We start from the raw sequence: 25066 nt of genomic DNA, 5'->3' as shown, positions 1-25066 counted from the left end.
CGGTCAGGCGCTGACCGCTGGCCGTTGCGCCAACTCCACCGCCACGCTGTCGCTCGTCGTGGCGGTGAAGAGTCGGTACTGCGGCTCGTCACCGGTGCTGCGCGGCAGCGCAAGCGTCTGCTGTCCGCGCACCGTCCGCTCGGGCACCTTCATGACCTCAGTGCCGTCGGCGCGGGTGTGCGGGGCCCGTCCGAGCCGACTGACCAGGACCAGAGAGGGTAGCGCCGTAGGCCGTTCGGCCCACAGGATCAACTCGGGACGTCGAAGGGCCGGGTGCCGGACCGCGTACTCGACCCGGACAGCAGGCCGCCGAACCGACACGGGTACACCGGAGGTCACGAACTCCAGCCCGTCCCGGCGTATCACAGTCGCCACGAGGGCGTATCGTTCGTCGCCGCCGTCCGGCAGCTCAAGCCCGCCGTACAGCTCCGCGCCGACCCGGTTGACCATGAGTTGCCCGGGCGCGGTGGTCGGGTCGACCGGCAACGCCACCGCGTCGTGGCCGACCAACGCCGCCACCGCCCCGTCCGGCCACCTCCAGCCCAGCCGGACCGACCCGCCACCGAACTCGCCCTCGACGTCGGTCGGCTCGTCGACGTGGGCGTACCGGCGGGCCCGGCCCACGTAGCCGAGGTTCTCCAGCAACAACACCGGAAAGTACGAGCAGACGTCGAACTGCGAATCGATCCAGATGTCGTCCTCGCCATCGGCCAGGATGCGGCCGTCTCGACCCAGCACCTTCTCGGCCACCACCTCGCCCTCCCGGAGCCAGCCAGCACCGGCCTGGCGGACCACCCGGACGGCCCCGGCGTCCGCCGCCGGCCACCGTAGCTGCACTCGGTGCCGGTACATCCCGGTGATGGTGGGCTTCGCGGTGACGGTCAGTGGTCCGGGCAGAGCCGGCCGCTCGACCGGAGTGATGTCCTGGTGCACCCCGGGCGACCACCAGAGGGCACCGCTGGCGTCCCGGTAGGCGACCCGGACCGTGTATCGGTAGCGCACTCCCTTGTGGACCTCGATGTCGACCGCCCGGCCGGCCGCGAATCCGGTCAGCACCGCCCCGTCCGCTCCGGAGTCGAGCGGTGTCCGGCGGACCTCGACCCGGGCGGCGTGCTTAGGTGCCCGCCAGGTCAGCACCACCGCACTGTCCTGGGCGGTGGCGCGTACGTCGGCCGCGTCGGCGGCGACAAGCACCGGCGCGGCTACGGCCGGCGTCGAGAAGGTGCCGCGCCGCTCGGTGAAGACCGCGTACCACAGCGTCTGTCCCGGTAGCTCGGTCGCTGTTCGGTCCCACCAAGTGGTCTCGGTCGTCGTGGTGAGCCGCTGTTGGTCGGGCAGGTCCTCGGGATGGCGCGGAGCGCGGGTTGCGGTGCCCCGAACCACCAGGTAGGAGACGTCCGGTTCGGGGGCGGGCCGCCACGTCAACCGGACTCCCACGGCCGGGCTGTCCACCAGGGCGACGACCTGGCTGGGCGGTTCCGGCGGGATCTGCTGAAGCTCCGACCGGGCCGGCTCGAAGTCGTCGCAGATGCGCAGCGCCTCGGCGTACAGCTCGGCCCGGGTGGCCGCCGGCAGGTCGGGGTGCCGCGCCCGTTGGTAGAGCTTTCGGGCCTGCGCCACGGCTCGCCCGGCCTGCTTCAGCAGTTGGTCCCGCCGCGGCAGTCCCTCGGACGCGGCCCGCAACCGCTGCTCCGCGGCGACGAACTGACGCCCCATGATCAACCGCTCGACCGTCGCCACCATCGTGGTGACCTGCCTCTGTGTCTCGTCGAGCGCACCTCGGGCGGCCAGGATCGAAACGGTCAGGTCGTCGCTCCGGCCGGGCGGTAGGCGCCAGATCCGCTCCGCCCGTTCCAGATGGAGCCCCGCCTGTGCGAAGTCGAGCCGTTCCGTCGCCGACCGCACTTCGACGAGCAGACTCTCCACCAGCATCCGCTGCCCGATCGGGAAACCACAGCGGCAGCCGCCGCCGTACCGTGGCTCGACCTGACCGCAGTTCGGGCAGGGAATCTGCAAATCCTCCGCACAGGTCCGGCAGGCCCGCTCGTTGGGTTGGTTCAACTCATGGCAGTACACGCATTGAATCAAGCGCGCGATCTGCCGCTGGCTCTCCTCGGCCGGCAGTTGTACCGGCCACTTCCGGGTCTGAAAGTACGCGACGAGATAGGACCGGGCGTCGTCGAGATCGTCGATCCCCTGTTCCCGAGCCCTACGCAGAAACAGCTCCACCTGGCCCGCGGTCATCTCACGAGCGACGGACAGGGCTTCCTCGAAGGTCGACACCAGAAATCGGAGCTGGGCTCGCCGCATCGACACGTCGTGCCGGCGCCGTTCCTCCTCGGTACCGAACACGACTCGGGCGAGCCTGCTGAGCCGTTCCCAGTGCAGCACCTTCGGGTCGCGCTTGTCCTTGATCTTGTGGGCCCGGTCGGCGAGCTGATCGGCGGCGGCCAGCAGCAGCTCGCGTGGGCTGGTGTCGGTGATCGCCTGGTCGATGTCCCGCAACACGTCGTACAGCGACTTCGCCCCGACCCCGCTGAGATTGTTGAGAAGTTCCGTCTCCACGGACGGGGCGAGCGACGCCTCGTCGGCCGGCTTCGCCTCACGGACCGAGGCCGCGTCCAGTCGTTGCCGCAGCTCCGGGCTGGACTCCAGTGCCTCGGCGAAGTCCTCCCGGAGTTTGCTCACCTCCTCGTCGAGCAGGAAACCCCGGGCGAGCAGGACGTCGAGCCGGTCGTTCAGATCCCTGCGCCGGGCGATCCGGCCGGCTTCCTGGAGCTGGCTGGCCTGGTCTCGTTCCTGCTCTCGTAACGTGGGATCGCGCATGAGCTGCTCGATCTTCTTCGCCAAGAACAGGTTCTTCTTGGCCTCCTGGGCACGCCGGCCCAACCCGGTCGATGCCTTCGTCCAGCTCGCCCGATGCTGGGCGAACTCGCGAGTGAACAGCGCCTGGTCCCAAGAGGCGTTGGGGTCGAGCCCGAGCAACAGGAAGAAGTTCGGCCGTTTGTCGTCCTGACCGGTCATGACGCCGCGGCACCCTCGGTGATCTCCCGCGCGATCGTTCCGAACACGGCGGTGAGCTCACCGAGATCGGTGAAGAGCGCCTGTTCGGTCGAAGAGGCGATCCGCTGCAGGAACGCCTGGTCGGCGCCGCCGAACCCGACGGCGACGATGTCGATGTCCGCGCGGTGGCACCTCTGTGCCTGCCGTACGGCGAGATCCTGCCGCGCCCACACCCCGTCGGCCAGTACCACCCCGAAGCGTCGGCCGGGCACCGATTCCAGCAGCTCACGCAGCTCGTCGAAGGGGTGGGTGGCGTTGCCGTAGCCGGTGCTGCCCACCGTCAGGCCACGGATCGCGTGCTCGATCTCGGTTGCGTTGCTGGTCGCCTGCTGGGTCACCGCCACATCGTCGGAGAAGGCGACGAGGCCGACCGAGGTGGTGGTGAGGTCCAGTTGGCTGACGAAGGCACGAGCGGCCCGCTGCGCCTCCAGCAGCGGATGGCCCGCCATGCTGCCGGAGAGGTCGAAGGCCAGGTAGATGGTCTTCGGTTCCCGGGAGACAGGACGCTCTGGTGCTTCGAGGAACCGCTGCGGGATGTCCTCCGGCAGGCTGGCCACCTCCACCCGCAGCGCGCCGCCGGTTTTTCCCTCCGACGCGGTGACCACGACCATGGCGTTGTCGTCGTAGGCGTACGTCAGGTCGACGACGATCGGGCCCCGGGCGCCCGGCGGGAAGCCGGTCACCAGGTAGCGGCCCAGGTAGACGCAGGTGGCCGGATCGTCGGTCTCGCCCTGGGTGAGGAAGACCTCCAGCAGTTCCGTGCCGCTGCCGTCCAGTTGGAACTGGTACGGCCGGGTCTCCGCACCGGGAATGGGTCGGTTACGCGGCAGCAGGACGCTGTTGACGTACCGGTCACCTGCGGTGTTTTCGGCGATCATGCCGAGACTGTGCGCGACCACGTTGTGGACCCGGCGCGGCGCGTCGAGTCGCAGCAGTGGCTCGACCGATCCGTCCAGCCGCAGCCGCGTCTCGGCCTCCTCCTCCAACAGGATCGCGGCCTGCGCCGCGGCGCCAAGGGCCACCGCGTGGTCGGGATGTATGCCACCCATCGGGGGCCGACCCGACAGTTCTTCGAAATACCGCTGGACCATCGGCATCCGGGTCGACCCGCCCACCGGCAGCATGCCAGCGATGTCGGCCCACCCCAGCTCCGCGTCCCGCAGGACCTGGTCGATGAGCCAGCCGGTCTGTTCCAACAGGTCCCGGCTGGCCTCCTCGAACGCTTCCCGAGTCACCCGGCAGGTCAGCGACCGGCCGCCGAAGAGGACCCGGAACTCGGTCGACTGCCGGACGGAGAGGGTGCGCTTGAGCTTCTCGACCTCCACCAGCAGCGCGTCCGGCTCCTCCGCCAGGGCCTCCGCCTCGGCGGGGAACTCGCGCAGCACGAGCTGGGCCAGGCGGTCGTCCCAGTCCCGGCCGCCCAGTTCGTGGTTGCCCGCGCTGCCCAGCACCCGGATCTCGTCCGCCGCAATCCGGACGAGCGTGATGTCGAAGGTGCCGCCGCCGAGGTCGTACACCAGGACCGTTCGGGTCTGCGGTCCCGGCCGCAACCCGTACGCGAGGGCGGCGGCGGTGGGTTCGCTGATGATCCGGGGTACATACAACCCGGCGAGGCGGGCCGCCTCCAGCGTGGCGGCCCGCTCCGGATGGGTGAAGTACTCCGGCACGGTGACCACCGCCCGACTCACCGGGCGGCCGAGTGCCGCCTCGGCCTGCCGCTTGAGTCGCTGGAGCACCAACGCGGAGAGCCTCGGAGCGGTCCACAGCTCGCCGCCGAGTGGAAACGCGTACGCCGGGTTACCCATCGCCCGTTTGAACAGGTGCGCCACCTCGGTGCCGCCCCGGGCCTGCTCCGCCTTCGCCTCCGCGCCGACCACCGGACGGCCGTCGAGGAGACCGACCACCGACGGGGTGAGCGGCTCACCCAGGGCGTCCGGGATGATCTCCGGGTCGCCGTCCGGATTGATCCACGCCACCGCCGAGTACGTGGTCCCGAGGTCGATACCGACGGCGAGCTGAGCCGACTCGCCCAGCCGCCCGGTCAACCGATCACCCGGATGCCCTGCGCGTGCTCGATGGCCTGCGCGACCTGCTCCGCCGAGAGGGCCCGGTCGGTCTGCACGGTGGCGGTGACCTCCTTGCCACCCGGTGAGCCGTCCCGGCCGGTGATCAGCAGCCGCCCGTCGTTGTCGAGCTGGAAGGTCACCTCAATCGGCGAGTTCGCCGGCAGCCCCGGTGCCAGCTCAAGAATCGCGTTGCCCACCTGCTCGCCGGTCTCGAAGTCCTCGACGTACTTCTCCCGGGAGGTGTTCTCGTAGATCTCGATGCTGACCGACGGCTGCGCCTCCCGACGGGTGCCGAACGTGCCCTTGACCTCGATCGGCAGCGTCTGCTGGGCCAGGATGAGATTGGCGATGACCGGGATCTCCTTATCGCCCTTCAACGCCCGGATGCCGAAGCTGTGGCTGACCACGTTCTTGACCGTCATCTCGCCGAACTGCTGCACCGTGTCTAGCCGCAGTCCCAGGTCGCTGGCGACAGCCTCCTCGGCCGCCTGCCGAATCTCCGCCGGCACGCTGGCGATGTCCCGATCCGGAGCGTGGTCCGGGAGCCGTTTGCCGATCTCACGCCAGACCTCGTCACCGATCGCGAGCTTCTGGCCATAGATGGCCGCTCCCTTCGCGACCGCCTGGTCGGGCTCGAAGCCCTTGATTTCGAAGGAGAACTCGGCAGCTAGCCGCTCGGCGACCTGTGGCATCTTCGTCGAGCCACCCACCAGCAGCAGTCGGTCGATCGTCGGGTATCCCAGCTCGCCGGCGGTCTCGATGACCTTCCTGGTCAACCTGACGGTGTCCGCCAGCAGGTGCTGGGTCAGCTCGTCGAACTTCTCCCGGGTCAGCGGCACCGTGACCTGCTGGCCGTCATGGATCACCGGCACCTTGGTCTGCATGAGACTGCTGAGGGTGCGCTTGTGGCTCTCCGCCCGCAGCCACAGATCCTGGACGGTCTCCGGGGAGTCCAGCGGATCGCTCGTCGCGCCCGGGTGTTGGGCGGTCCACTGTGCGGCGAGGTACTTGACCACCTCCGCGTCCCAGTCCCGGCCGCCCAACTCGTGCTTGCCGTCGGTGGCGATGACGGTGATAGCCCGGTCCTTGACCTCGATGACGGTGACGTCGAAGGTGCCACCGCCGAGGTCGTACACCAGGACCACCTGGTCCTCCGGGTGCTGGCTGCCGTAGGTGATCGCCGCCGCGGTCGGCTCGTTGATGACCTCCAGCACCTCCAGGCCAGCGATCTTGCCGGCCGCCGCCGTCGCCTCCCGCTGCGGAATGCCGAAGTACGCCGGGCAGGTGATCACGACCTTCGTCGGCCGCACTCCTTCGTAGCGCTCTGCGTCGTCAACGACCTTGCGCAGAATGTACGAGGAGATCTCCTCCGGGGAGTACTCCCGGCCGAAGAACTCTCGGCGCCATTCCGGGGTCCCCATCCCCCGCTTGACCATCTCGACCACGTGGTCGGCTTCCAGGACGGCGGTATTCTTCGCCTCGCGCCCCACGACGCGGGTCTGCTCGTCCTCGAAGAGCACGACGGACGGGGTGGTGAGTTCCCCCTCGATGTTCGGGGTGATCATCGGCCGGCCACTGCGGTCGTCGAAGTACGCAATGCAGGCGTAGGTGGTTCCCAGGTCGATGCCGTAGACACGACTGTCGGTCAATGGAGGGCTCCTTCGTCGGCTTCCGGGACGGCTGATGGGGCCGACGGCACGCTCGGTTCGACCGGCGTTGTCGGCAGAGCGGACGGCTCGGCCAGTTCGGCCGGTGACAAAGGCTTCGGCTCGGCCGACGAGCTCGGCGCGGTGTAGCGGTATACGTTCACCCACTCCGGGCGCAACACCTGGTCGTGCCACTGAAACCCCGGCCGCAGCCGCTGGGCGATTTTTCGGTCGTGTGACGGCTCGTCACCGGCCAATACGCTGATCACTCGTTGCCGGCTCCGATCGACCGCCTCTCCCGCTGTGGTGAATGGCTCCACTCCGTAACGGGCGAGGGTCTGCTCCACAGCGTCCCGGAACTCACCGAGTATCTTGGCGGTGCCCGGTGCACAGTCGCTTGCCCCGCCGACCCTGGTCAAGTCGTCGTACAGAGTGATCAGGTCCATCAGGAGTGGACGTAGTTGTAGCTGCGCCCTGTTCTCCCGGTACGCCGCGATTTCGTCGCTCATCGATTGGATCGAACGTTCCCGCGACTCGTCGTATCGGATCTTGGCATCGAAGCTGGTCTGCAACTTGCGAATCTCGCCGAGCAGCCGTTCCAGCGTTACACCGGGCTCGCCGGGCGGGGCATCGTCGGCGCGGATATCCGACATCGGGTCCTCGGCCGATCCGTGGGGCGGCGTCGTCATCGGGTGATCTGGGCGTTGTCGCCGGTGACCACGATTCCGCCGCTCATACTGCCGGTGGCGACGGAACGGGTGCCCACGGCGCTCACGTCCGGCTTTGACGCCTGGAGAATCTCGACGACCTCACTGCGGATCTGCCGATCCGCGTGCAGGATTTCCAGGACGCGCAGCTGGAGGATGGCCAGCCGCCCCTCGTCGGCAGGGTCAACGGCGAGATCGGTGACGGCCTGCTGCAGCTCCGGCGCCGATTCCGGACGCCTGAGCAGGCGACGAAGCAACTCTCCACCCATGTTCACGGTCGCATCGGCTGCTCCGTCCTGAATCCGGCTGATCACGCCGGCGCCATACGCTCCGACGGCGGCTGTCACGAACGGCACCACCGCCCCCGCCACCGAAGTCACATCTACGTCCATACCACTACCTCCGACCCGACACGGCGAACGCCTTCGATGAGTACCACACTCGCGCGTATTGGTCCTCGGCCGTCTGTCCATATTGGCCGTTTACCGAAAAGGATTGGCTGGACGACCAGATCGGGCTTCCGGTAGTCCAATCGCTTTGCTTCGGGAGGTCAGACGGCGTTGAATCAACGCAGATCGGCGACTGCTGGGCCCCGATCACTCGCCGGAGGACTTCCCTCGGACGGAAAGGCATCGAACGGGTAAACCAGCGACCGATCCGTATGTAGCGACACGAGCAGACATCGCCGTACTACACGGTTCTGCGCCCCACATTCCGGCCTAGGCATCTCGGACATCCCGAGGAGCAGAATCCCTGGTCAGAGGCAACTTTATCGGACGTTTCGACACCGATCGCCGCAACGTAGTGTGGGGCGCTATGTGACCACGAGATCACAAACAATCGGCACCAGTCGGTGACTGATGCCGATTGACCTGCACGGACACAAGGTGGAGCCGAGGGGACTCGAACCCCTGACCCCCACACTGCCAGTGTGGTGCGCTACCAGCTGCGCCACGGCCCCTTGGTGTCGCACCCGGTCTCCCGGGCACTGGGAGAACTATACACACGCCCGCCGGCATGGTCATCTCGCGGGGGTCTCCCGCGAGCACAGCCGCGCCGGGTCAGTTCAGCGCCACGTCGGGCGGGAAGTGGGCCACCGCCGCCATCATGCCGCCCTGTCGGCGCAGCACCATCGGCCACAGGTCGTCGGGCCGGTCGACGAAGGCGTCTCCGGGCAGGGCGTCCAGCACGAACCAGGAGCCTTCCTCAATCTCCTGCTCCACCTGCCCCGCGCCCCAACCGGCGTACCCGGCGAAGACCCGGATGCTCTGCACGTTCTCGCGCAGCCGGTCCGGGTCGACCGACAGGTCCAGCGTGCCGACCGCACCGGAGACCTGGTGGAAGCCCTTGAGCCGGCGGACCGGTTGGCGCATGCGGGCCAGACAGATCGCCGAGTCGGGCTGCACCGGGCCACCCTCGAACAGGACCGCCGGATGGCGAGCCAGGTCACCCCAGTCGCGCAGCACGTCCGCCACCGCCACCTCGGTGGCCCGGTTGAGCACCACCCCGAGTGCGCCACCGGGTTCGTGAGCGACCAACAGCACGACCGTACGATCGAAGTTCGGGTCTTTCAGCGCTGGTGTCGCCACCAGCAGCTTCCCGGTCATCGCCTCCGTTGTCCGCCCGCCGATCGCCTGCCCCTCTCCCTGCATCACGCACCCGTCAGTCGTGCACCGGAAGGCGGAACCGGCCACACCCCGGGACGGCCGGCCGCACCGGTGCCATCCGCGCTGTCACTGCCATGCCTCGCACGATAGCGTGCGCCCACGGACCCTGGCGATGGCCTGACCACCGGTCGATCGGCACCGATTTTCGTCAGGCCCAGGTCACCGGCGACGACGCGTACGCAGACCACCGGCGGGCGCCCGCGAGCTGGGACGCCGGACAAAACCGAGAAGGCCCTGCAAATCTGAGGCGCCGGGCTAGATTCAGGGGCGATGGCAACCGTTCGCGACACCACCTACGACCTGCTCCGCGCCCTGGGCATGACCACCGTCTTCGGCAACCCGGGCTCCACCGAGGAGCCGTTTTTGCAGGCGTTCCCCGATGACTTCCAGTATGTGCTCGCGCTGCAGGAGGCGTCGGCGGTGGGCATGGCCGACGGGTACGCGCAGGCCACCGGGCGGGCCGCGCACGTCAACCTGCACACTGCGCCGGGCACCGGCAACGCCATGGGCAACATCGTCACCGCCTGGCACAACCGCACCCCGTTGATCGTCACCGCCGGCCAGCAGACCCGGGAGATGCTGCTGCTGGAACCCCGGCTCACCGCCCGCCAGCCCACCGAGCTGCCTCAGCCGTACGTCAAGTGGGCGCACGAGCCGGTCCGGGCGCAGGACGTGCCGGCGGCGTTGATGCGGGCGTACGCCGCCGCGGTCCAGCCGCCGGCCGGGCCGGTCTTCCTCTCCCTGCCGCTGGACGACTGGGCGCAGCCTGCCGAGCCGCCAGCACCGGCCCGTACGGTGGCCACCCGGTTCGCGCCCGACCCGGAGCGGCTGCGCGGGTTCGCCGCGGCGCTGGCCACCAGCCGGGCACCCGCCGTGGTGCTCGGCGCGGCCGTGGACCGGGCCGGTGCCTGGCAGGCCGCGATCGCCCTGGTCGAGCGGCTGAATGCGCCGGTCTGGTCGGCACCCGCGTCCGAGCGCACCCCCTTTCCCGAGAACCATCCACACTTCCGGGGCGTGCTGCCCTTCGCGATCGGCCCGCTGGCCGAGCAGCTGCGGGGACACGACACGGTGCTGGTCGTCGGCGCTCCGGTGTTCCGCTACTACCCGCACGTGCCCGGCGACACCCTGCCCGACGGCACTCGGCTGCTGCACGTCACCGACGACCCCGACGAGGCGGCCCGCGCCCCGGTCGGCGACAGCCTGCTCGGTGACGCCGGGCTCACCCTCGCCGCGCTGGCCGAACTGGTGCCGTCGGCGGACCGACCACCACCGCCGGCCCGCGCCGAACCGCCGCCGGTGGAGGATTCCGTCCCGCTCAGCGCCGACGCGCTCTTCGCCGCGCTGGCCCGGTACTGGCCCGAGGACGGGGTGCTGGTGCAGGAATCGCCGTCGAACCTGTCCGCGCTGCGCCGCCAGCTGCGGTTCAACCGGCCCGGGTCGTACTTCACCATGGCCAGCGGCGGCCTCGGCTACGGCCTGCCGGCGGCCGTCGGTGTCGCGCTGGCCCAGCGGGACACCGGCCGACACCGGCCGGTGGTCGCGGTGATCGGCGACGGGTCCTTCCACTACTCGGTGCAGTCCCTGTGGACCGCCGCCCAGCTGCGCCTGCCGCTGGTGGTCGTGGTTCCGGTCAACCAGCAGTACACCATCCTCAAGGCCTTCGCCGAGCTGAAGCACACGCCCGGCGTGCCCGGCCTGGACCTGCCCGGCATCGACATCAGCGCGGTCGCCCGCGGCTACGGCTGCGCCACGACGGTGGTCGACACACCCGAGCAGCTCGGCGCGGCCCTCGCCACGGCGCTGCGCGCCGACGGCCCCACGGTGCTCCCGGCCCCCATCCGCCCCGACATCCCCCCAATTCTGTGAAAGGAAGGGCCCCCTTTTAACGCCTGGTGTATAGGAAGGGCCCCTTCCTAACGCTTTACGGTGCGAGCCGCAGCGGTGTGCCGTTGAGCACCTCCAGGACCGGGCGGGCACCCAGGGGAGCCGTCAGCGTCACCGCGACCGGCTCGAGTTTGAGCGCGGCGTCGCACATCCCGGTGGGCGGTACCACCGTTCCGCCGACCACCACCACGTGCTCGTGCTCCTGCACCAGTGGGGTGATCCCGGTGTCGCAGCTGCCCACGCCGAGCCGGAAGGTCAGCTTCGCTCCGTCGACGGCCTCGATGTCCTGCGCGCTGACCAGGCCCCGAGGCGCGGGCTCGGACGGCGCCACCGGCTCGGGGGCGGCAGCGACCGCATGCGGCGCGACCGCGATCCGCGCCACCACGGCGCCGATCTCCTCGACGGTGAAGAGCCAGGCGGGCACCTGCGCCTCGCCACGGCTGGTGCGCACGGGCGCGACGCCCAAGTCGACGCCGGTGACGGTGAGCGCGGTGCAGCCGCCCTGCGGCCGGCTGCTCACCGGTTCGTCCGGCCCACCGTCGCCCGGGGCGGCCGGTGGCGGCGTGGCCGGGTCCTTCGGCCCGACCGGGCAGGGTGGTGGGTCACCCTGGCTCAATTGGCGGTACGCCTCGACAGCGCTGACCAGTGGTACGTCCAATTTCCCGTCCGGGAACCGGATCGTGCCCTCGGCGGGCCGAGTGGTCGGCAGGTCGACCTGCTTCCGGTACCAGCCGGCGAGGAAGGCCGTCTTGGCCGCCGGCGTGAAGTCGGCGTCGCCGATGAGCATCGTCGGCTCCTGTAGCGGCAGGTAGCCGCCGGTCCATTCCGGGCCGGGTCGCCACGCCTCGGCCACCGCGGTCGCCCGCCGGTCGAACGCCTCGTGGGGATCGCTGCGGTCACGGGGTGCCGGGCCGGTGCTCGCAGGAGCGCAACCGGCAACGGTCAGCATCAGGGACAAGCCCAACAGAACGGTACGACGCATGCCGGTCTGACGGGCCGCCGACCAGCCAGGTTCCCCGAGCGGAGAGACGACTGCGCGCCCCGATCGGGTGACCGGGGCGCGCAGGCCAAGTGGTGGAGGTGCCGGGAATCGAACCCGGGTCCTTCGCCGCCTTGTCAGGGCTTCTCCGAGCGCAGCTCGCTGTGCCTCTACTCGGCCCCTCCGATCACGCGAGCGAGTCGGTGTGACGGGCCCAGTCGCTGATTGATCTCGCCGCACGGACCCCGCGACCGGGTCCGGTTGGCCAGCCTTCTAGCTGATGCCGGCTAACTGGGTCGAAGGCGCTCCCAGGCCGACAGACTCGCTACTCGCCTCAGGCGGCGAGAGCGAAGTCACCGCGAACGCGATTGTCCTCGGCGCTTATTGTTTTCCGACGAACGATTCTCGAGACGACGTCGGCTTCCTCGGCTCGCTTCCCCTGCCTCAACGTACGAAGTCGAAACCAGTCACCCCCTCGACAGGCCGCCGGATTCCGACGGCACCGACAAGCCTAACGCCTGCCGCAACCGGATTCATCCCGAGCCCGGACCGACTCGCCGAACCAGCACGCCGATCGGATCGGGCACCGGGGCGCAATCAGGGCAAATCAGTCACGCATCCCCTTGCCTCGCCGGCCCACCGCCCGGGCCATCTCCCGGTCAGCGTCCCGTTTGGCGAGGTCCTGGCGTTTGTCGTACGCCTTCTTGCCCCTGGCCAGGCCGATCTCCACCTTGGCCCAACCGTCGGAGAAGTAGACCTGCAACGGCACCAGAGTCAGCCCGCTCTCCCGGGTCTTGCCGATCAGCCGATCGATCTCCAGCCGCTTGAGCAGCAACTTGCGGGTGCGCCGAGGCTCGTGGTTGGTCCAGGTGCCCTGGGTGTACTCCGGGATGTGCATGCCGTGCAGGTACACCTCGCCGTCCCGCTCCTGGGCGAACGCGTCGACCAGCGACGCCCGTCCCGCCCGCAGCGACTTCACCTCGGTGCCGGTCAACGCCATGCCCGCCTCGTACGTGTCGAGAATGGCGTAGTCGTGACGGGCCTTCCTGTTGGAGGCGACGACCTTGCGCCCCTTTTCCCGTGGCATTGCCGCGCCCCCCTTCGTGAGCGCTTCGCACCGGCGGCGACCGGCGGAAGAGCGGAGATCATGCTACCCGAACGACAAGGGCCCTTCCGCGCCGATTATTCCGGCGCGGAAGGGCCCTACCGCAGCACAAGTGACGACTCAGCCGTACCGAAGCTAGACCCGCAGGTAGAAGCGGAGGGTGACCCAGGCGGTGACCGCGCTGATCAGGCCACCGACGCCCGCCATCACCGGGAAGGTCAGGAACACCTCGCCCCAGCTCACCGGAGCGAACAGGCCCTGCAGGGCGCTGAGCGCGTCGTCGAAGAGGAACTTCTTCAGCGCGACCAGGGCACCGAGGCCGAGGATCGAGCCGATCAGGCCGGCAACCACCGCTTCCAGCACGAACGGCGCCTGGATGAACCAGTTGGAGGCACCGACCAGCTTCATGACCGCGACCTCGCGCCGCTTGCTGTACGCGGCGACCTGGATCGTGTTGGCCACCAGCAGCAGTGCGGCCACGGCCATCGCGACCGCGGCGGCCAGCGCGACGTTCTGCCCAGCGGTGAACAGGTTGAAGATCTTGTCGAGCACCTGGCTCTGGTCGACCACCTGGTCGACCCCACCGACCGCGGCGTACTGGTCGGAGATGGTCTTGTACTCCTCCGGGTTCACCAGCTTGAGCCGGTACGACTCGGGTAGCTGGTCGGCCTTGACCGCGCTCAGCAGGTCAGGGGAGTCACGGAACATCTCCTGGAAGCGCTTGAACGCCTCCTCCTTGTCGACGTAGGTGACCTGCGAGACCAGCGGGTCGGCCTCCAGCCGGGTGGCGAGGTCGGTGCGCTCCTCCTCGGTCACGTCGGTCTTCAGGAAGATCGAGACCTCGATGTTCTCGAAGTACAGCTCCTTCATGTCAGCGACCTTGGTGTAGATCAGGCCGCTGGCACCGAGCATGGTCAGCGAGACCCCCATCGTGATGATCATCGCGATGGTCATGGTCACGTTGCGCCACAGTCCGACCAGTACCTCGGACAGGACGTATTTCATCCGCATCGGGATTTTCCTCCGGCTCTCCGGCGTGAGGTGTTGTCGTCAGATCGGGGTGCGGTGGTTCGCCCTCGTCACCCGTAGACGCCGCGGGCCTGGTCGCGAACGATGCGACCGCTCTCGATCTCGATGACCCGGCGTCGCATCTGGTTCACGATGTTGGAGTCGTGCGTGACCATGACGACGGTCGTACCGGTGCGGTTGATCCGGTCCAGCAGGCGCATGATCTCGATGGAGGTGTCCGGGTCCAGGTTTCCGGTCGGCTCGTCGGCCAGCAGGATCAGCGGACGGTTCACGAACGCCCGGGCCACCGCCACACGCTGCTGCTCGCCACCGGAGAGTTCGTGCGGGTAGCGGTGCTCCTTGCCGCCGAGGCCGACCAGCTCCAGCACCTCCGGCACGACCCGGCGGGCCACCGCCTTGGTCTTGCCGATCACCTCCAGCGCGAAGGCCACGTTCTCGTACGCGGTGCGGTTGGGCAGCAGCCGGAAGTCCTGGAAGACGCAGCCGATCGAGCGCCGGAAGTGCGGGCGCTTCCAGGACCGCATCGATGTGACGTCCTTGCCGTTCACAATGACCCGGCCCTTGTTGGGGGTCACCTCGTGCAGCAGCATTTTGATGATCGTGGACTTGCCGGAGCCGGATGGACCGATGAAGAAGACGAACTCGCCCTTGTCGATCGACACGGACACGTTGTCGAGCGAAGGCCGGGACGCCTTCGGGTACGTCTTCGTCACTTGCTCAAGCTGAATCACGGGTCGTGAGTCTACGCGGTGTAATTGCCGTGCCAAGTCCTACGCCCCGCCGATGCGGAACGAGTCATCGAATCAGCACGTCAGGTAGAGATCGACGACGCACTCCGCCCACGATCGATCACGCACCGTTGTCGGCGAGTTGCTGCTGCTTACGCCACCGGATACCCGCTTCGATGAAGGAGTCCAGCTCACCGTCGAAAACCGAGCTCGGGTTACCGGTCTCCTGCTCCGTACGCAGATCCTTCACCATCTGATAAGGATGCAGGACGTACGACCGCATCTGGTCGCCCCACGAGCCCGCGGCGTCGGTCTTGAGCCCCTGAAGCTTGGCCTGCTCCTCCTGCCGCTTGCGCTCCAGCAGCCGGGCCTGGAGCACCCTCAGCGCGGACGCCCTGTTCTGCAGCTGCGACTTCTCGTTCTGACAGGTCACCACGATGCCGGTCGGGACGTGCGTGATCCGCACCGCCGAGTCGGTGGTGTTGACGCTCTGACCGCCCGGGCCGGAGGAGCGGTAGACGTCCACCCGGATCTCGTTCTCAGGAATGTCGATGTGGTCGGTCTGCTCCACCACGGGCAGCACCTCGACGCCGGCGAAGCTGGTCTGCCGCCGCCCCTGGTTGTCGAAGGGGCTGATCCGGACCAGGCGGTGGGTGCCCGACTCCACGCTGAGCGTGCCGTAGGCGTACGGCACCTTGACCGCGAAGGTGGCCGACTTCAGGCCCGCCTCCTCGGCGTACGAGGTTTCGTAGACCTCGGTCGGGTAGCCGTGCCGCTCGGCCCAGCGCAGGTACATCCGCAGCAGCATCTCGGCGAAGTCGGCCGCGTCCACGCCACCCGCGCCGGCCCGGATCGCCACCAGCGCCTCCCGGGAGTCGTACTCGCCGGAGAGCAGGGTGCGGACCTCCATCTCCTGGATGGCCTTGCCGAGCCCGGCGATCTCCGCCTCGACCTCGGTGAGCACCCCGGAATCGGACTCCGCCTCGGCCAACTCCAGCAGCACGTACGCGTCGTCCAGCCGCGAGCGCAGGCTGCCGAGCTTGTCGATCTCCCCGTTGACGTACGACAGCTGCGAGGTCACCTGCTGGGCGCGGGCCTGGTCGTCCCAGAGATCCGGGGCGGACGCCTCCTGCTCTAGGCGGGCCTTGTCCGCGCGCAGGCGGTCGAGGTCGAGCACCGCCTCGATCCTGCGCAGGGTGGCGTCGAGTTCCTTGAGCTGTTCGGCGTAGTCGGCAGCGGTCACGACAGACAAGCGTACTGCTCGGAAGACGAGTGGGCTTGCCAGCCCCGCGGTCCGGGGCGAAAACCGACATCATCCGGGCGCAGTGTGGGCGCGGACGACGGGGCCCGAGCCGGGATCGGCGAGCGTACGCGCCGGTGGTCCGCGGCGGCGACGATCAGCCGACCGGGGCGTTCTTCAGCCAGTTCAGGGCAGCTCTGTGGTACGCCACGGCGAACTCCAGCGCGCTCGCGTCGTACGTGGCGCCTTCCTTCTTGGCGTTCTTGACCTGCTCCCGGACCCGGGACAGGGCCTCGGTGTGGTATTCGTTCGCCGCGGCCTGAAGGTTCTTCAGCTGGTTCGGCGAGTGCAGTTGCCCGAAGGCGACGCGCAGGGCGATCGGGTTGCGGATGGTGTCCCGCCCCGGGTCCTCCGCCAACCAGCGGGAGAATGTCCGTTTACCGGCTGCGGTGATCGCGTACGGCTGACTCATCCGCGGCCCGGGCTTGCCCAGCCGGACGAAACCCCGCTCGGCCAGCACCGGCAACTCACGGTAGACCTGGCTGCGGGTCATCGACCAGTACGGCGCCAACCGGCGCTCGGCGGCGGCCATCAACTGGCCACCTGTCATGGGGCCCTCGTGCAGCAGCCCGAGCAGGGCAGCCGCTGTGGGGTTGACTCCGGATTCCGCCATGCCCCTCACGCTGCCACTTTGCTGGGCCGGCGTCCAGGATTTCACCGTTTCGCCACCCATTGGGGTTTCCTATGTGCACTGTCGGCGCGCGACGGTCGATCCCCCACCGCCCCTCCACCGCCCACCCCGCCGGCTCTGGGCGGGGTGGGCGCTGTTAACAAGGGGCCCTTCCTATACACGAGGCGTTAACAAGGGGCCCTTCCTTACACCTTCACCGCATGTGGGGGTAGGTGTGGTCGGTGGGGGGTACGAAGGTTTCCTTGATCGTGCGGGGGGACGTCCAGCGGACCAGGTTGTGCCAGGAGCCGGCCTTGTCGTTGGTGCCGCTGGCGCGGGCGCCCCCGAAGGGTTGCTGCCCGACCACCGCGCCGGTGGGCTTGTCGTTGATGTAGAAGTTGCCGGCCGCGTACCGCATCTTCTCGGCCACCGCGTCGACCACCCGCCGGTCGGTGGCGAAGATCGACCCGGTCAGCGCGTACGGCGCGATCGACTCGGCCTGGGCGACCACCTCGTCGAAGCGGGCGTCGTCGAAGACGTGCACGCCGAGGATCGGGCCGAAGTACTCGGTGGTGAAGGTCTCGTGCGTCGGATCGCCACACTCGAAGATCGTCGGGCGGACGAACCAGCCGACCGAGTCGTCGGCGGTGCCGCCGGCGATGATCCGGCAACTCTCGTCGGAGGAGATGAGTTCCAACGCGGCGGTGTGTCGGGAGAACGCCTTGTCGTCGATCACCGCACCGCCGAAATTTCGGAAGTCGGTGACGTCGCCGTAGGCGAGGCCGTCGGCGGTGGCGGCCAGCCGGTCGCGCAGGCCACCCTCCCAGATCGACCGGGGGACGTACGCCCGGGAGGCCGCCGAGCACTTCTGGCCCTGGTACTCGAAGGCGCCGCGGATCAGCGCGGTGTGCAGGGCGTCGACGTCGGCGCTGGCGTGCGCCACCACGAAGTCCTTGCCGCCGGTCTCGCCGACCAGTCGGGGGTAGCCCCGGTAGCCCGCGATGTTCTCCCCCACCGTGCGCCACAGGTGCTGGAAGACCTTGGTGGAGCCGGTGAAGTGGATGCCGGCCAGGTCGGGGTCGGCCAGCACCACGTCGGAGACCTGCTCGCCCCGGCCGGTGACCATGTTGATCACGCCGGGCGGCAGGCCGGCCGCCTCGAACAGCCGCATGGTGAAGTGCGCCGCGAACTGCTGGGTCGGGCCCGGCTTCCAGACCACGGTGTTGCCCAGCAGGGCTGGCGCCGAGGGCAGGTTGCCGGCGATCGCGGTGAAGTTGAACGGGGTGACGGCGTAGACGAAGCCCTCCAGCGGCCGGTGGTCGAGCCGGTTCCACACCCCGGGCGAGGAGATCGGCTGCTCGGCGAGAAGCTTGCGGGCGAAGTGCACGTTGAACCGGAGGAAGTCGATGAACTCGCAGGCGGAGTCGATCTCGGCCTGCACGACGGTCTTGGACTGGCCGAGCATGGTCGCCGCGTTGAGGGTGTCCCGCCAGGGCCCGGAGAGCAGTTCGGCAGCGCGCAGGAAGATCGCTGCCCGCTCCTCGAACGGCAACGCCCGCCACATCGGGGCGGCGCCCTTGGCCGCCTTGACCGCGGCGCGGGCGTCGTCGTGGGTGGCGTGCCCGGTGACCCCGAGCACGTGCGCGTGTCGGTGCGGCTGCACCACCCGGATCGGCTCGCCACCGGCCATCCGCTGCTCGCCCGCGATGGTCATGGGCAGGTCGATTCGATCGGCGGCCAGTTCGGCGAGCCGCCGCTGGAGCCGTTCGGCGTCGGTGCTGCCCGGCTCGTAGTTGCGCACCGGCTCGTTACGTGGCTCGGGTACGGAGAACACGGCGTCCATCAGGGCTCCTGGCTGATCTCGACGGCGGTGGCGAAACCGGCCCCACGGTGGTGGGACACTGGCCAATCCTCCCACGCTCAGCGTGATCGGACAGGACCCTCGCCGCTCAGCCACCGTTGATCGGGAAGCCGTCCGCCATCGCCATCGTTGATTCGTCCGACAACTCCTGTCGACAGCCGAAGAAAGACAGGCGCACCCGGCGGCCAGCAGGGCTCGGGCCCCGGCCCGCCAGGAGCGCGTACGCTGGGTTGCCGGTGAGTGCCCGGGCCAGGCCGTCGGGCCCGGCAGCGAAAGGCAGACGATGAGCAACCAGCCCGGCGGGTCGACCGCCGCGCAGCCCGACCGGCCGCAGCCCGTCGACCCGGCTACGACGACCACCGCCCCCGCCGAGTCGGGCGGGCAGCCGGCACGGGCTCCGGGCGCGCTGGCGCTGCTGGCGGTGGGTTGGCTGGCGGCGATGCTCTGGTCGACCCGGGAAGCGATCAACTCGGCCACCGCCGGGGTGACTGCGGTCAGTCTGTCGGCCTTCGCGCTGCCCGGCGTGATCTCGGCGGCGCTGGTGGCCGGTGCCGCGGTCGGGCTGACTGCCGGCGAGTTGATGGCCCGACGCCGGGACGGGGTGACCCTGCGTTTCGTGGCGGCGGTCGCGGCCGGCCTGCTGGTCGGGCTCGCCGCCGCGCTCGCGATCGACCTCGGTTACGCCGACAACACGACCACCCGCACGATCGCCGGCACCACCGCAGCCGCTGCCATCATCGGCGGCGCGCTGGCCGGCGCCCGCAACGGCGCGGTGGTCGGCGCCGTCGCCGGTTCGACGCTCGGCACACTGCTCTTCGTCGTGGCCTTCAGCGTGGCCCGGGACCCCCTGTTCAACCTCTTCGGCGCCGGCGACAGTCAGCAGTCGCTGGTCACCGCGGCCACCTGGGTCTCCCGCACCGAGTCACTGCTCGCCGGTCTCGTCGCCGGCACCCTGGCCTTCGGCTACCTCAGCTGGGCCCGGCGGCGAGCCGTGCGGGACGGCGGGTCCGGAGCGCGCTGGCCGGCATATCTGATCGCCGGCGCGGGGCCAGGGCTGCTGCTCCTGCTCGCCGAGGTGATCATCCGGGTCGGCGGGCGTTCTCTGATCGACCTGGCCGCAGCCCTCAGCGAGGCGGACGCGGTGGCACAGACCTCGCTCGGCACCTCACGGGTGGACAACGGAATCTGGGTGCTGTTCGTCGGTGCCCTGACCGCGTTGATCACCTTCGGTCGCACGCTCGCCCCGTCCCCTGATGACGAGGCCTCCGAGCCGACCGACGCCGACGGGACCGCCACCGACAGCGCCGACGGCGACCGGTCGGGCAGCGACAGCGCCGACGAGTCGGGCAGCGGCAGCGCCGTTCGCTGAGCGACGCCGTCAGTCCTGGTCGAAGGCGGCGCGCAGCAGCTGGTCCAGCTCGCTGGGGTCGTACCACTCCAGCTCGTGATCCTCGGCACCGTCGACGGTGAACTGCGCGTCCGGGTCGCCGGCCAACGCCTCCATCACCGCCTCTGCGGCGGCGACGACGGCCGGCACGGCGTCCGCGCCGTCGACGTGGATGGCCGCCACGGCGGCGGCGGGCACTGCCCGATGCAACCCCACCACGCTGGAGCCCAACTCGCCGTCGCCCCGGTCGAGTGCGCTCGCGGGCAGGTCCGCCGAGACCACCACCCGGCGACGCGGCGCGGCCGGGTCGTGGCGGATCAGTTGCAGGGCGTCCTGCGCGGCCCGGGTGAAGGCGACATACTCCAGTTCCTCCTCGTCGCCTTCGGCGTACCACTCGCGCAGCGCCGGGGTCACGGCGTGCGCCTGCGCCGCGTCGAGGCCGTGCTCGGGCAGCCTGGCCAGCATCGGCACGGTTGCCGGCAGGTACACCCGGACAAGCTGGTCGGTCACCGTTGGTCTCCCCCGATCCGCTCCACCCGCCGGCAGCTTCGCCGGCCGAGCGTACGACCACGCCATACGCCCTGACCGTCATACACCTCGCGCCCGCTCCGATCAAAGTCCGGCGCACCCGAGCGTGCCCGGGTGATGGCAAACTGAGGCAAACGACGTCAACCCGGGGAGTTCTCGTGGAGCCGAGATTCCTGCTCCTGTCCGACGTGGCCACCGAGCTGAACGTTTCGGACTCGCAGGTGTACCACATGGTACGCAGCGGCGAACTGCCCGCGATCAAGATCGGCGGCCGGGGCCAGTGGCGCGTGGAGCGCGCCCGGCTGGAGGAGTACATCCAGCGCAAGTACGCGGAGACCGCCGAGTGGGTACGCGGCAACCCGCTGGCCGAGCGCGACCCCGAGTAGCCGCTCCATCTCACACCGCCATTGACCGACGGCTCTGTCATGCCCGAGAATCAGCCTTGCCGAAGGCAAACGAAGGCAAACGCAAGGCAACAGGCGAGAAATGAGGGGCAGCGTGATGATCGACCCCCGACGACCCGGGCCGGATCGCCCACCCGTGCGCCTGCGGCCGGCGCCCGCGTTCGACCCTCCCTTCACCGACGAGGCAAGCGGCGGTTGGCCCGCTCCGGGCAACGACCAGCTCGCCCTCGATCTCTTCGCCGCCGAGCAGTGGTCCGCCCGTCGTGAGGCCGACCGACCGGCCACCCGGCGCGGCACCGCTCGTCCACTGCCTGCCCGACCCGCCCCAGCCCAGCAGCTACCGCCCGACGCCCTGGTCACCGCAACCCCGGCGGCCACCCGGGTCGCCCACCGCTTCGTCGCCAGCTGCCTGGAGGTGTTCAACGGCTTCCGGTCGCCGGTTCAGTTGCGGCGTCAACTCGACCCGACGCGCTCCGCCCAGCTGCTGCCCGAGCTGGCCCGCGCCACCACCCGCAGTGCCCCGGCCCGGCGCCGCTCGTCCCGTCCCGGCCTCCGGCTGCGGCAGCTTCGCGTCTGCGAGCCTCGCCCCGCCGCCATCGAGGCCGCTGCGGTGCTCAGCGGGGCCGCCGGCAGCAGCTGGGCCATGGCGCTACGCCTGGAACATCGACGGGGCAACTGGCTCTGCACCGACCTACGCGTCCTCTGACCGACACCAGATCGGCGGAATGGTGCTATCCGCTGGGGGCGGTTGGCGCCCTTCCGCCGAAACGGAGTCGATCACGTCACCGATGCTGCGTCGGATGGGCGAGCAACGCGGCGGAGCGTGGTCACCGGACCACGCCACTGCCTGCCGGCACGGGACCGGCCGCCGTCCGGCCCCGCACAGGATGCCGCAATTCGCGGCCTCAACCGGCCCGGAAACCCCGACATGCCGCAACCCGCGCCGCCCACCGGATGGGATACCCCGACATGCCGCAACCCGCGCCGCCCTACCGGCCGAGCATCCCGATTCGCGCCGTCCACGACCTCGGGCAGCACCACGTTTGCGCACGCCAGAGCAGCGGCGCGGTCGGGCACCAGGCATCCGCGCCCGTCCGAGCCCCGCCAGTCCTGTTTGCCGGTTTCGTTGGCCGGTCTCGCTCAGCTGGCCGAGGTGCCTCCCGGGGCACCGTGGCAACGCTTGTACTTGCGACCCGAGCCGCAGGGGCACGGCGCATTGCGGGACGGCCCGTTGCTGGCGGTCGCCTGCCCCGGCGCCGCTGCCTGCCGGGCCGTGCTGGACGCCACCCCCGAGCCACGCAGCCGGCCGTTGGCCGCGCGCTGCGGCGCCGCCGGGGCGGTCCGTCCCGGCCCGGCCGGGGCGCTCGGCTCCGGGCCGCCGATGCCCAGTGCGGGGGCCCGCTGGTCGTCGCGCCGCACGGCGATCGCGCCGGCACCGGCCTCGCCGTCGATGGTCGGCGCGGAGTACTGCAAGCCCTGCTGCTGCGGAGCCTGGCGCAGGCCCTTGGCCCGGATCTCCACCGGCTTCTCCAGCAGCTGGACCTCCTCAGCCTCGGGCTCCGGCTCGTTGACCTGAACCTCGAGGTTGTAGAGGAAGCCGACCGTCTCCTCCTTGATGCCGTCCATCATGGTGGCGAACATGTCGAAGCCCTCGCGCTGGTACTCCACCACCGGGTCACGCTGGGCGTACGCCCGCAGCGTGATGCCCTCCTGGAGGTAGTCCATCTCGTAGAGGTGTTCCCGCCACTTGCGGTCGATGACCTGGAGCAGCACCATCCGCTCCAACTGGCGGGTGCCCTCGGCACCGAGCTGCTCCTCGCGCCGGTCGTACGCGGCGTGCGCGTCCTCCTTGAGCCGGGAGATCAGGAAGTCGGCGTCCATGCCGCCCCGCGACCCGCCAACCTCCTCCTCCAGTTCCTCGACGGTGACGCCCACCGGGTAGAGCTGCTTGAGGCTGGTCCAGAGCTGATCGAGATCCCAGTCCTCGGCGTAGCCCTCGGAGGTGGCCCCCCGCACGTACGCCTCGACCACATCGTTGATCATGTTGCGGACCTGGTCGGAGAGGTCCTCGCCGTTGAGTACGCGCAGCCGCTCGGCGTAGATCACCTGGCGCTGCTTGTTCATGACCTCGTCGTACTTGAGGACGTTCTTGCGGATCTCGGCGTTCTGCCCCTCGATCTGAGCCTGGGCGCTCTTGATCTGGCGGGTGACCATCTTCGACTCGATCGGCACGTCCTCCGGAATGTTGAAGCGGTCCATCACCGCCTCGACCGCACCGGAGCGGAACCGCTTCATCAGCTCGTCCTGGAGCGAGAGGTAGAAGCGCGACTCACCGGGGTCGCCCTGCCGGCCGGAGCGCCCACGCAGCTGGTTGTCGATCCGCCGGGACTCGTGCCGCTCGGTGCCCAGCACGTAGAGCCCGCCGACGGTGGCCACCTCCTCGGCCTCGGCGTCGCAGGCCTGCTTCCACTTCGGCAGGACCTCCTCCAGGGCCTTGTCGTACTCCTCGGCGTTCTCCACCGGGTCCAGGCCGCGCTGACGCAACTCGCTCGCGGCCAGGAACTCGGGGTTGCCGCCGAGCAGGATGTCGGTGCCCCGACCGGCCATGTTGGTGGCCACGGTGACCGCACCCTTGCGACCGGCCTGGGCGACGATCTCCGCCTCCCGGGCGTGGAACTTCGCGTTCAGCACCGAGTGCGGGATGCCCCGACGGCGAAGCAGCTGGGACAGGATCTCGGAGTTCTCCACCGAGACGGTGCCGACGAGGACGGGCTGCCCCTGCTCGTGCCGCTCGGCGATGTCCTCCACCACGGCGTTGAACTTGGCCTTCTCGGTCTTGTAGATCACGTCGGGCCGGTCCTGCCGGATCATCGGCCGGTGGGTCGGGATGGTCACCACGCCGACCTTGTAGACCTTGTTGAACTCGCCCGCCTCGGTCTGGGCGGTACCGGTCATGCCGGAAAGCTTGTCGTAGAGGCGGAAGTAGTTCTGCAGGGTGATGGTGGCCAGGGTCTGGTTCTCCTGCTTGATCTCCACCCCTTCCTTGGCCTCGATCGCCTGGTGCATGCCCTCGTTGTATCGGCGACCGTGCAGGATGCGGCCGGTGAACTCGTCGACGATCAGGACCTCGCCGTCGCTGACGATGTAGTCCTTGTCGCGCTTGTACAGCTCCTTGGCCTTGATGGCGTTGTTCAGGTAGCCGACCAGCGGGGTGTTCACCGACTCGTAGAGGTTTTCGATGCCGAGCCGGTCCTCGACCTTGGCCACGCCGCGCTCGGTGACCGCGATGGTGCGCTTGGCGTAGTCGACCTCGTAGTCGCCCTCGCCGTCCTTTCCTGCCTGCAGGCGGGCCACCACGGCGGCGAACTCGCCGTACCAGCGGGCGGAGTGCTCGGCCGGGCCGGAGATGATCAGCGGGGTACGCGCCTCGTCGATCAGGATCGAGTCGACCTCGTCGACGACGGCGAAGTTGTGGCCGCGCTGGACCAACTCGTCCTTCGACCAGGCCATGTTGTCGCGCAGGTAGTCGAAGCCGAACTCGTTGTTCGTGCCGTAGGTGATGTCGCACTCGTACGCCGCACGGTGCTCGGTGGCGGGACGGTTGGGCAGCACCACGCCGACGGTCAGGCCGAGGAACTCGTGCACCCGGCCCATCCAGGCGGCGTCCCGCTCAGCCAGGTAGTCGTTGACCGTGATCACGTGCACGCCCTTGCCGGAGAGCGCGTTGAGGTAGACCGGCATGACCGAGGTCAGGGTCTTGCCCTCACCGGTCTTCATTTCGGCGATGTTGCCGAAGTGCAGCGCCGCGCCACCCATCACCTGCACGTCGTACGGGCGCTGGCCGAGGACACGGGCGGCGGCCTCGCGGCACACCGCGAACGCCTCGGGCAGCAGGTCGTCGAGGGTCTCGCCGTCGGCCAGCCGCTCCTTGAACTGATCGGTCATCCCCCGCAGCTCGTCGTCGGTGAGGTTGACGTAGTCGTCCTCGATCGAGTTGACGGCGGCGGCGATCGCCTTGAGTCGGCGCAGCATGCGCCCCTCGCCCGCACGGAGGACCTTTTCCAGAATCGACACGGATCAACGCTCCCCTAGACAGTCTCGA

At 69.5% G+C, this 25066-nt stretch carries 19 protein-coding genes, 1 tRNA gene and 1 other RNA gene; 4 read left to right on the top strand and 17 right to left on the bottom strand.

The window, feature by feature from the left end; translation table 11 throughout:
- Positions 1-3: 3 nt before the first annotated feature.
- The 7 genes from Vqi01_RS10780 to Vqi01_RS10750 all read right to left on the bottom strand — a co-directional run bounded on the left by Vqi01_RS10780 (position 4) and on the right by Vqi01_RS10750 (position 9134).
- Positions 4-3024, bottom strand: coding sequence for a SaeA-related protein (locus Vqi01_RS10780; protein ID WP_204034596.1), 3021 nt, complete (start codon positions 3022-3024; stop codon positions 4-6).
- Complete coding sequence (locus Vqi01_RS10775) at positions 3021-5108, bottom strand: Hsp70 family protein (protein WP_204034595.1); 2088 nt, start codon at positions 5106-5108, stop codon at positions 3021-3023. The genes Vqi01_RS10780 and Vqi01_RS10775 overlap by 4 nt, the downstream gene beginning before the upstream one ends.
- On the bottom strand, positions 5105-6778 hold the full coding sequence (locus Vqi01_RS10770; RefSeq protein ID WP_204034594.1) for an Hsp70 family protein: 1674 nt from the start codon (positions 6776-6778) through the stop codon (positions 5105-5107). Before Vqi01_RS10770 ends, Vqi01_RS10775 begins: the two co-directional genes overlap by 4 nt.
- The gene (locus Vqi01_RS10765; protein WP_204034593.1) at positions 6775-7464 is read right to left on the bottom strand and encodes a nucleotide exchange factor GrpE; all 690 of its coding nucleotides are present in this window, start codon (positions 7462-7464) and stop codon (positions 6775-6777) included. The genes Vqi01_RS10770 and Vqi01_RS10765 overlap by 4 nt, the downstream gene beginning before the upstream one ends.
- Positions 7461-7853 carry a hypothetical protein gene (locus tag Vqi01_RS10760; protein ID WP_239098312.1) on the bottom strand — a complete coding sequence of 131 codons (393 nt, stop codon included), beginning with the start codon at positions 7851-7853 and terminating at the stop codon, positions 7461-7463. Before Vqi01_RS10760 ends, Vqi01_RS10765 begins: the two co-directional genes overlap by 4 nt.
- A 517-nt stretch (positions 7854-8370) precedes the next feature.
- A tRNA-Ala gene (locus Vqi01_RS10755) sits at positions 8371-8443 on the bottom strand.
- 100 nt (positions 8444-8543) lie between these two features.
- The gene (locus tag Vqi01_RS10750; protein ID WP_204034591.1) at positions 8544-9134 is read right to left on the bottom strand and encodes a YqgE/AlgH family protein; all 591 of its coding nucleotides are present in this window, start codon (positions 9132-9134) and stop codon (positions 8544-8546) included.
- Between the two features lie 285 nt (positions 9135-9419).
- Between Vqi01_RS10750 and mdlC the strand changes: the two genes are divergently transcribed.
- Positions 9420-11015, top strand: coding sequence for a benzoylformate decarboxylase (mdlC, locus tag Vqi01_RS10745; protein ID WP_204034590.1), 1596 nt, complete (start codon positions 9420-9422; stop codon positions 11013-11015).
- A gap of 55 nt (positions 11016-11070) precedes the next feature.
- On the opposite strand, the gene Vqi01_RS10740 is transcribed toward mdlC, so the two are convergent.
- The 8 genes from Vqi01_RS10740 to pruA all read right to left on the bottom strand — a co-directional run bounded on the left by Vqi01_RS10740 (position 11071) and on the right by pruA (position 18627).
- Positions 11071-12015 (bottom strand): hypothetical protein, encoded by a 945-nt coding sequence (locus Vqi01_RS10740; protein WP_204034589.1) that lies wholly within the window; start codon positions 12013-12015, stop codon positions 11071-11073.
- Between the two features lie 90 nt (positions 12016-12105).
- Positions 12106-12487, bottom strand: a transfer-messenger RNA (tmRNA) gene (ssrA, locus tag Vqi01_RS10735).
- 132 nt (positions 12488-12619) lie between these two features.
- A complete protein-coding gene (gene smpB / locus Vqi01_RS10730; protein ID WP_204034588.1) occupies positions 12620-13099 on the bottom strand; it encodes an SsrA-binding protein SmpB in 480 nt (159 codons plus the stop codon).
- Positions 13100-13252: 153 nt separating this feature from the next.
- On the bottom strand, positions 13253-14128 hold the full coding sequence (gene ftsX / locus Vqi01_RS10725; RefSeq protein ID WP_204034587.1) for a permease-like cell division protein FtsX: 876 nt from the start codon (positions 14126-14128) through the stop codon (positions 13253-13255).
- Positions 14129-14196: 68 nt separating this feature from the next.
- Positions 14197-14877 (bottom strand): cell division ATP-binding protein FtsE, encoded by a 681-nt coding sequence (gene ftsE, locus Vqi01_RS10720; protein ID WP_204034586.1) that lies wholly within the window; start codon positions 14875-14877, stop codon positions 14197-14199.
- 118 nt (positions 14878-14995) lie between these two features.
- Complete coding sequence (gene prfB, locus Vqi01_RS10715) at positions 14996-16117, bottom strand: peptide chain release factor 2 (protein WP_204034585.1); 1122 nt, start codon at positions 16115-16117, stop codon at positions 14996-14998.
- Between the two features lie 154 nt (positions 16118-16271).
- The gene (locus Vqi01_RS10710) at positions 16272-16787 is read right to left on the bottom strand and encodes a PadR family transcriptional regulator (protein WP_204034584.1); all 516 of its coding nucleotides are present in this window, start codon (positions 16785-16787) and stop codon (positions 16272-16274) included.
- 211 nt (positions 16788-16998) lie between these two features.
- Positions 16999-18627: an L-glutamate gamma-semialdehyde dehydrogenase gene (gene pruA / locus Vqi01_RS10705; RefSeq protein ID WP_204034583.1), complete on the bottom strand. Its 1629-nt coding sequence runs from the start codon at positions 18625-18627 to the stop codon at positions 16999-17001.
- A 301-nt stretch (positions 18628-18928) separates the two neighbouring features.
- Between pruA and Vqi01_RS10700 the strand changes: the two genes are divergently transcribed.
- Positions 18929-20014 carry a hypothetical protein gene (locus Vqi01_RS10700; protein ID WP_239098311.1) on the top strand — a complete coding sequence of 362 codons (1086 nt, stop codon included), beginning with the start codon at positions 18929-18931 and terminating at the stop codon, positions 20012-20014.
- Between the two features lie 9 nt (positions 20015-20023).
- Here Vqi01_RS10700 and Vqi01_RS10695 read toward each other — a convergent pair whose 3' ends face one another.
- A complete protein-coding gene (locus Vqi01_RS10695; protein WP_204034582.1) occupies positions 20024-20542 on the bottom strand; it encodes a DUF6912 family protein in 519 nt (172 codons plus the stop codon).
- 176 nt (positions 20543-20718) lie between these two features.
- Between Vqi01_RS10695 and Vqi01_RS10690 the strand changes: the two genes are divergently transcribed.
- Both Vqi01_RS10690 and Vqi01_RS10685 read left to right on the top strand, forming a co-directional pair.
- Positions 20719-20946 (top strand): helix-turn-helix domain-containing protein, encoded by a 228-nt coding sequence (locus tag Vqi01_RS10690; protein WP_204034581.1) that lies wholly within the window; start codon positions 20719-20721, stop codon positions 20944-20946.
- A gap of 115 nt (positions 20947-21061) precedes the next feature.
- Positions 21062-21670 (top strand): Rv3235 family protein, encoded by a 609-nt coding sequence (locus tag Vqi01_RS10685; protein ID WP_204034642.1) that lies wholly within the window; start codon positions 21062-21064, stop codon positions 21668-21670.
- Positions 21671-22104: 434 nt separating this feature from the next.
- On the opposite strand, the gene secA is transcribed toward Vqi01_RS10685, so the two are convergent.
- Positions 22105-25038 (bottom strand): preprotein translocase subunit SecA, encoded by a 2934-nt coding sequence (gene secA / locus Vqi01_RS10680; RefSeq protein WP_204034580.1) that lies wholly within the window; start codon positions 25036-25038, stop codon positions 22105-22107.
- Positions 25039-25066 lie beyond the last annotated feature (28 nt).

Origin of the sequence: Micromonospora qiuiae (assembly GCF_016863555.1) — a bacterium.
Taxonomy (GTDB): Bacteria; Actinomycetota; Actinomycetes; order Mycobacteriales; family Micromonosporaceae; genus Micromonospora; species Micromonospora qiuiae.
Note: the sequence above shows the minus strand (reverse complement) of the source record. Positions and strands in the feature narration are given on the sequence as shown.

Excerpts from the sequence above, each read along its gene's own strand:
- Vqi01_RS10700 (WP_239098311.1), top strand. The coding sequence starts at position 18,929 with ATGAGCAACCAGCCCGGCGGGTCGACCGCCGCGCAGCCCGACCGGCCG.
- smpB (WP_204034588.1), bottom strand. The coding sequence starts at position 13,099 with ATGCCACGGGAAAAGGGGCGCAAGGTCGTCGCCTCCAACAGGAAGGCC.
- Vqi01_RS10780 (WP_204034596.1), bottom strand. The coding sequence starts at position 3,024 with ATGACCGGTCAGGACGACAAACGGCCGAACTTCTTCCTGTTGCTCGGG.
- pruA (WP_204034583.1), bottom strand. The coding sequence starts at position 18,627 with ATGGACGCCGTGTTCTCCGTACCCGAGCCACGTAACGAGCCGGTGCGC.
- ftsX (WP_204034587.1), bottom strand. The coding sequence starts at position 14,128 with ATGCGGATGAAATACGTCCTGTCCGAGGTACTGGTCGGACTGTGGCGC.
- Vqi01_RS10765 (WP_204034593.1), bottom strand. The coding sequence starts at position 7,464 with ATGACGACGCCGCCCCACGGATCGGCCGAGGACCCGATGTCGGATATC.
- mdlC (WP_204034590.1), top strand. The coding sequence starts at position 9,420 with ATGGCAACCGTTCGCGACACCACCTACGACCTGCTCCGCGCCCTGGGC.
- Vqi01_RS10710 (WP_204034584.1), bottom strand. The coding sequence starts at position 16,787 with ATGGCGGAATCCGGAGTCAACCCCACAGCGGCTGCCCTGCTCGGGCTG.
- Vqi01_RS10750 (WP_204034591.1), bottom strand. The coding sequence starts at position 9,134 with ATGCAGGGAGAGGGGCAGGCGATCGGCGGGCGGACAACGGAGGCGATG.
- Vqi01_RS10740 (WP_204034589.1), bottom strand. The coding sequence starts at position 12,015 with ATGCGTCGTACCGTTCTGTTGGGCTTGTCCCTGATGCTGACCGTTGCC.
- Vqi01_RS10685 (WP_204034642.1), top strand. The coding sequence starts at position 21,062 with ATGATCGACCCCCGACGACCCGGGCCGGATCGCCCACCCGTGCGCCTG.